At 62.0% G+C, this 7,047-nt stretch carries 3 protein-coding genes and 2 pseudogenes; 3 read left to right on the forward strand and 2 right to left on the reverse strand.

The features are described from left to right. Positions 1 to 219 precede the first annotated feature (219 nt). From KBI52_RS02860 to KBI52_RS02870, 3 genes and pseudogenes are all read left to right on the forward strand, one after another. A pseudogene (locus KBI52_RS02860) lies at positions 220 to 1,247 on the forward strand (IS110 family transposase). Positions 1,248 to 2,075: 828 nt separating this feature from the next. Beyond that, positions 2,076 to 4,316: a hypothetical protein gene (locus tag KBI52_RS02865; RefSeq protein WP_210805189.1), complete on the forward strand. Its 2,241-nt coding sequence runs from the start codon at positions 2,076 to 2,078 to the stop codon at positions 4,314 to 4,316. A 330-nt stretch (positions 4,317 to 4,646) separates the two neighbouring features. Next, a complete protein-coding gene (locus KBI52_RS02870; RefSeq protein WP_210805191.1) occupies positions 4,647 to 5,102 on the forward strand; it encodes a hypothetical protein in 456 nt (151 codons plus the stop codon). 5 nt (positions 5,103 to 5,107) lie between these two features. Here the strand turns inward: KBI52_RS02870 and KBI52_RS02875 are convergent. Next, positions 5,108 to 5,382 (reverse strand): annotated as a pseudogene (locus KBI52_RS02875) (IS3 family transposase); the annotation flags it as partial. A 2-nt stretch (positions 5,383 to 5,384) separates the two neighbouring features. Continuing rightward, positions 5,385 to 6,761, reverse strand: a complete 1,377-nt coding sequence (locus KBI52_RS02880) for an IS110 family transposase (protein WP_210805193.1) — start codon at positions 6,759 to 6,761, stop codon at positions 5,385 to 5,387. Between the last annotated feature and the right edge of the window lie 286 nt (positions 6,762 to 7,047).

Here is a 7,047-nt window from a genome sequence, read left to right on the forward strand (position 1 = left end):
CGCCATGAATCATCACCGGACTGATTTGGGAACCCACTCACCCATAACTCGTCCCAATCCGTCCATGCCAAAGGCGGTTGGGGCCGTCCACATGGGGTAATCGCGGGAGCGGGTCGCCCGAACAAGTCACGTGCATGGAAGCCGGTGGCTGTTCCCCGACAAGACGGAGACCGGGTTCACGACGGGAAGCCGGGCCCAGGCATCGAATGGAGAACAGCCATGGACGATTATATCGGACTCGACGTGTCGATGAAAGTGACGGCGGTGTCGATCCGCAGAGGCGGCAAGCGCGTCTGGCGCGGCAAGTGCCCGTCCGATCCCAAGCTGATTGCTGACTTGATCCGCAAACGTGCCCCGTCTGCGAAGCGGGTGATCTTCGAGACCGGCCCCTTGTCGGTGTGGTTCTATCATGCGCTGCGCGACGAGGGGCTCCCGGCGATCTGCATCGATGCGCGTCATGCCAAGGCCGCCCTCGACATGGCAGCGAACAAAACTGACGCGGATGATGCCGACGGTCTGGCCCATCTGGCGGAGGTGGGCTTCTATCGTGAGGTGCGGGTGAAAGGCTTCGACAGCATGCTGACCCGCACGCTGGTGGCGGCCCGCACCCGGCTGGTCCGGATCTGCACCGAGCTCTCCAACCAGATCCGCGGCCTCATGAAGACCTTCGGCTTGGTCGTACCCGCCGGCAAAGGCAGCACATTCGAGAAGAATGTCCGTAGCCTTCTGGTCCACCATGACGGGCTTTCTGCCATCGTGCTGCCAATGCTGGAGGCGTGGCGCGGCCTGCGCATCCGGGCCGCGGAACTCGGCCGCCAACTCGTGGCCGGCGCGCGCCAGAACCAAGCCTGTCGCATTCTCATGTCGATCCCCGGGGTCGGAGCGATCACCGCGACATCGTTTGCGACCGCTGTCGAGGATCCGAATAACTTCAAGAACTCCCGCTCGGTCGGCGCCTGGCTCGGTCTGACGACGCGGCGCTACCAGTCGGGCGAGGTCGACTACGATGGCCATATCTCTCGCCGGGGGTGACCGCCATGTGCGGGGGGCTCCTCTTCAAGGCCGCAACGGTCATCCTCGCCCGCAGTTCAGCCGAGAGCGGCCTGCGGAGATGGGGCCTCAAGCTCCGAGAGCGGGTCGGCTTTAAGCGTGCGGCGGTTGCGGTCGCCCGAAAGTTGGTGGTCATCATGCACGCGCTGCTCAAGGCCGGCACCTTCTTCGACCGGAGCATCGGCGCAGCAGCTTGACCAGTTGAGGATTACATTCAGGCTCTGAGCGCGCTGAGACGTCCTTGCTGAGACGTGAGCCGAACCATTCCGCGCGATGGAATGCACCGCTGATGCAGCCGAGTGCGTCGTCCACATAGGAAGGCTCCGCCCGCGAAGCGCCATCATGCGGCGACACCTGTCGACCGCGAAACGACCCTGCACCCTGGGCCGGGGACGGGCGGCAGCTTCGGCAAGCTTGTACATTGGAATGGAGCTGCGCGACATCGGATTTGCTTGAATTCGGCCGTGGGGCGAGAAAACGTGGTTTGACCGACGTTCGATCTCTGGTCAGGACTGCTGCATCACCGCCGGATCCGTAAGCTTTTCGGATGCCCATCTCCTTCCCGGAGAACAGGACGTGCGGCTGCCGAAGGTCTGCCAATCGATATTTGGCGGGTGTTTTTGCCTCACCACAATCAACCAGTCCGTTTCAGGAAGCGAGCTCTCGTGGCGGCGCTCCGCAACTCGGGATGGTCTTTGCCAGGTCCCTACAGACAAAGCAGCCGGCATACGGCGGACTCTTCCGGATCGCCGTCACGGCCGCTTCTGTCGCAGCCTGACAGTGCGGATCCTGATGGCGGTTGGGGCGAGGCAGCAGAAGGCCGCAGTCATTCACTGCAGCTGGCTATCCTACATCACGCGGTCATCCCCGATGTCTCCAACAGCACACCGTAACCCATGGAATTGCAATCCACAGTGATCTGAGTTTTCTTGTGCATCCGGAAAAAGCGCCTTCCGTCAGCTACTCGTCAGCCAGCCAGCCTATCCAGGCATGCTGAGCATTCTCGATCTGACTGGAGGTGGAACATGACGGGGATTGGCCGAGCTGGGAAATCGCACGTTGGGAGTGCTGGAGCCGACAGCACGTGGGGATCGAGCAGCTCGCGCTCGGAGACACGTCTTGCCCCTAGTGAAGGCAGCCAATCGTTCGACTCCGTCGTGGAGCGGATGCGCTCTCGGCCCCAAGATAGAACTGCCCCGCTCGTGAGCCAGTCACTAACTTCGGGTGTGGCAGCGCCAAGAGGCGACGAGATCAAGGCAGCGAAACGAAAAATGCGTAGCCTGCTTGACGACCTTGATCTCTGTCGTAGAGCGGCCACGCAAGCCCGGAACCCCTCGGAGGCGCAAGAGCTGATCGATCAAATCGTCAAGGCAGGCTCGGAAGCTCTGGACTACTACGCGAGCCTGCCCCCACATGTGGCGCGTAGCATTCTGTCCGACGATCAGGCTCGTCAACTCCGCGACGAGGTGCTTGATGCAGCAGACGAATGCAACAATCTGGCTACTGCGACTATCTACGAGTTGGAGCCACGGAGGAAGAAAGCAGCAGGTGTACTCGACAAGATGCGAGCTGACAACGCTCCGCCCGACCAGCTGAGCCGGGCGGTGCCCAGTGTGGCGAAGCACTACGTGGCCTGCATGGAGTGGTGGGGAAAGAAGGTGTTGCGCTCGGAACGGATGCAGTCCGTTTGCGCCGCCACCGCCAACTTGCCAAGCGCCACGCCTGAAATGCGGAAGGCCGAAGAGGCGGCGCTACGCCTGCATACGGGCTGGGCACTTAATACGAAGTGCATGTATCTGCACTCGCGGATCGCTCTCGCGCAACTAATGATTGAGCCTCAGGCGAGCACGGTCGAACCAGCCGTGAGGGAAATCCTCATGGCTGGGAACGGCCGGGTGCGTCTGCTGGGAACCTTCATCGAGGACGCTTTTCCGGCATTCCTCTCGACGTCTGACGCTGTTCTGTACAGCAAAGGACGCGCACTCAACGCAGAGCACTGCGCCGTTCTGGAAGGAGTCATGGAGCGGCTTTCGGAATTCGGGTCAGGGGTGCACGGCATTGTTGCCAGCTTAAGGGAGGCGGGAAAGGGTGCCGACCTTCAATTGGAACTGTTGGACCAGATCGTCGAAGGTGCATGGGGGACGGCGCACGAAGTCATGCAACTTCTGGCAGTGCAGCCAAAGACGCCAGCCATGATTGAACCACTGGCCGTGGCTGCGAAACTGGAAAATACTGCTGTAGTGGCTGAGGGCCACGCGGCGCGCAGGAAGGGGAAGGGCAAGCGCACACCGGCCGCAGGGGAGGGGAGTTCGACGGCAGGGGTGCCGGAACCGCAGCTCGCCAGGCGCGACGCTGACACGGTCCCGACAGCCAAGCTTATCGTACTCTCGGATTTGGGTACGAAGAAGCTCGCGAGCCAAGAGGAGGCACTTGCGAGGGAGTCATCGTCGGCAACCGTACATCTGGAGATGTGGCAGGCTCCGCCCTCAAGGAAAGCACTGGCCGGATTACTCGAGCGATTGGACGAGCTGCTGCAGTTCGATCTGCCGGCTCAGCAAAGAGCTGTCTCGCAAGCGCGCCAGATGAAGCCCGAGGACGCCGACCACGTCGTGGATCTCGTCGTCAAGCGCCTGCAGACGCACGCCGCCGAGACTGAGGCCTGTGTAGCCGCGCTCGACGAGCCTCGCCGACGCGGCCTTTTCACGCCTGCGCAAGTGCGCGAAGTGCACGACAAAACAGTCCGGCTTAAGGCGATGTTGTCCGAGGTGCAGGGACAGGCAAACTCATTGAACGCGCGAAAGACAGCGATCATGATCGATTGCATGAAGACCTACGCCTTCCCGTCGCAGAAGTACCTCGAACAGCTCAGGGCGGCCGAGGAACTGGCGCCTGTGGACCGACCGCGCGCCTTGAAGGGCGAGCCAGGGACGCTGTTCGAGATCAGGCTGCAGCCCAAAGCGCTGCGCAATGGTGCGATGCCAAGCCCGATGTGGGTGCACATCCATACGAAGCTGCCGGTACATGAAAGGCAGTTGGCGACGCTGGATGTGGCCGACTTCGCCGCTTGCCACGTGAAGTCCAATGAACAGCGCGGCCACAATCGGCAGTGGCAGACCGCCCGGGCTGCGATGGGCCACGAGGACGTCGTGATTCACCGTGGCAAGCTCACGCCTGCGTTCTGTAAGTCGTTGTTGAGCATCGCCCCATGCTACCCCCTTCCCGAGGCGGAGCACGCGTCGATGCAGTTCGCGCGCCTTGGGATGTAGTAACCTTTGTTTCTCGCGCCAGAGTGACGCTGTGGTGACACCCTCAAGCCGACCGTTATCACCGAGAGGAAATCCTCGAGCAGCTTTAATGTCGCCCAGAAGTTTCGGGAAGAACTCGCGGTCGACGATCCTACCTTTTGCCGATGGCATTCTGATCGTCGTGCCGAACGAGATATGGCTGGCCGCCTACGCCGACCGCGCGTTGGTGATGTCCGCCGAGAACGTCGAGTCACATTCGAACTGGGCAACAGGCAAGGGTCGTGTCAAGGAGGACACGCGGCTCGACTGCTTGGGCATCCTACATGCCACCGGGGTGTTTATCCCAGCTCTTTGGTTGCCATCCCAACCGGCGGACAGGAAAAGCTTGGTAGTGACTTCGACTGCGACACCGTCGCCATCGGCGACGGACCGCAGCTCTATGAGCATGTGCTTGAGTTTGATGAAAGGAAGCAAGCTCTCGGGCTTCCCTCGCTGAAGCCGCCAACGTCGCATACCCCGGCCCTTGACAGTAACAACTACCAGTTTGGTCGCGCTAATCAGATCCTGGCTTCGGCGCCAAATCTCCTGGAGACCCATAGCGGCCTGCAGCAAAACTTTCTGGCTCAATCACATGAAGCACGATGCTGGTTTGCCGAGCGTGCCATCTTTGGCACATACGAGGGCTTTTCACTCGAGCTTCTGGGCGATATCGGTCAGCAGTTGGGCCGGGAAGAGGTGAGTGGACAGGATTTCCGGAACATATTTGCGAGATCAAGGTCGCACAACATCCGGGTGCTAGCGAAATAGTGCCCCCGCTCGACCCGGCCGCGGCTGATCCGGTGCCCTTCGGCCCGCAAGGCTGCGTGCATGCGTGGGCTGCCATAGCGACCCTTATGCCGAGCATGAAGCTGATGCACCTCCTGCAGCAGGCGCCGGTTTGCTATCGCCCGATGGCTCTCCGGCCGGGACCGCCGCCGCTGGCGGACACCCCGAGCACGCGGCACATGAGCCGCACCGGCCAGGTGCGGGCATGTTGCTCGATGAAGCCGAACCTCATTTCGGCACCTCCGCGAAGATGCCGATGGCTTCCTAAGAAACAGCTCCCGCGGGTGCGACGACACCGACCTCCTGGAGCACAAAGCCAAACGCCTTGGCGCGTCGGTGCAGGTTATCGATCACCCGCTTCCGGTACCGCTCCTCATAGTACGACGCTCCCGGATCAACGTAATCCATGCCATGGCGCAGGGCGTTGTAGAACAGCACCGCAATCTTGCGAGCGGTTGCCGTGACGGCCTTAGCCTTGCCAATCCGCGTCGACAGGCGCCGGTAAAAGGCACCCAGTGCCGTCTCCGTCTTGCCGATCGTCACGGCCGCCAGCCGCAGAAGGGCCGCCGCCCGACTGCCTGACCGGCGCGTTCGGGAGGATAGCACCTTGCCACCGGAGATCTTGTTGCCAGGCGCGAGGCAGAGCCACGATGTGAAGTGCTTGCTGCTGGGCCAAGCCGTCAGATCCGTGCCGCACTCCGCGATCAGTTTGAGCGCCAAGGACGGCCCTAGGCCGTGGATCCGGGTCAGGTCCTGGCCCAGAACCGCATAGAGGGCGCCACGAAGATCGAAGCTCGGCTCATTGGGCTGGCGGCTCATGCGTCGGCGCGGAGGCGGCAAGGAAGCGGAATCGGGCTTATGGGGGCTCAGCCCCTTCAGGACAGCCTCGATCCTCCGGTCGCACGCCGCCACTTTGTGCTGATAGGTGTCGTACAGCGCCAGCGCCTGTTCGAGCGCGAACAGATGCTCGGCGCGATAATGACCCGTCAATCCCTTCTCGATCGTCTCGGAGCTGGAGTGACACCGGACGTCTCTTAAGTTCGCCAGGACTGCCGGATCACGTTCGCCGGCCAGAATGGCACGGATGATGCGCAGGCCCGTGGCGCCAGTGATGTCGCTGACCACGTGATGCAGCTGCAGGTTCATCTCGGTCAGCGCCTTCTGCATGTGCTGGATGTGCGAGGCGGCATACTCAAGCAGGCGCTCACGCTGGCGCAGATACGCGCGCAGTTCCGCGATCTCGGCTTTGGGTTGGAAGCTGGCGCGCAACAGGCCATAGGCATGCAGCCGCTGGAGCCATTGCGCATCCTTCACATCCGTCTTGCGTCCGGGCACCCGCTTCGCGTCGCGCGCATTGACCAGAAACACCTCGAAGCCGCGGTCCTGCAGGATCTCGAAGACCGGGATCCAGTAAACGCCGGTCGATTCCATGACGACGGAGGTGACGCCACAAACCTCGAACCAGTCGGCCAACTGGTGCAGGTCGGCGGTAAAGGTCCCGAAGCTGCGCACGGGTTCATCTGTCCGGTCCGGTCCCACGGCGGCCATGTGCATCGTGGCCCCGACATCGATGGCTGCGGCATGGGGGTGAACCACCGGCAGGCTCAGGCGATCTTTGCCGGCTTCTCGTTTGCGTCTCATCGGCTCCTCCTTGGGGTGGGAGGGGCTGGACTGCGCCAAAGGTCAAATTCCTAACCGGGATCACCCTGGGGCGTCACCACTCTCAAGCGCGCAACAGTCCATGGACCACGTTTTTAACGGGGTAATGCGCCACCAATAAGGTAACGGCCGCTCCCCTCCGGGATCAGACTACCAGCAAGCTGTTTCTGACCCCACAGGCGGACCCAGTCCGCGACGGTTTTTTATTGATCCGGTCCTCATTGTCTTGAGCATGCGGCGTAGCGGACGGGTTTGTGGCTGAAGTAGC

Origin of the sequence: Microvirga sp. HBU67558 (assembly GCF_018069605.1) — a bacterium.
GTDB lineage: Bacteria > Pseudomonadota > Alphaproteobacteria > Rhizobiales > Beijerinckiaceae > Microvirga > Microvirga terrae.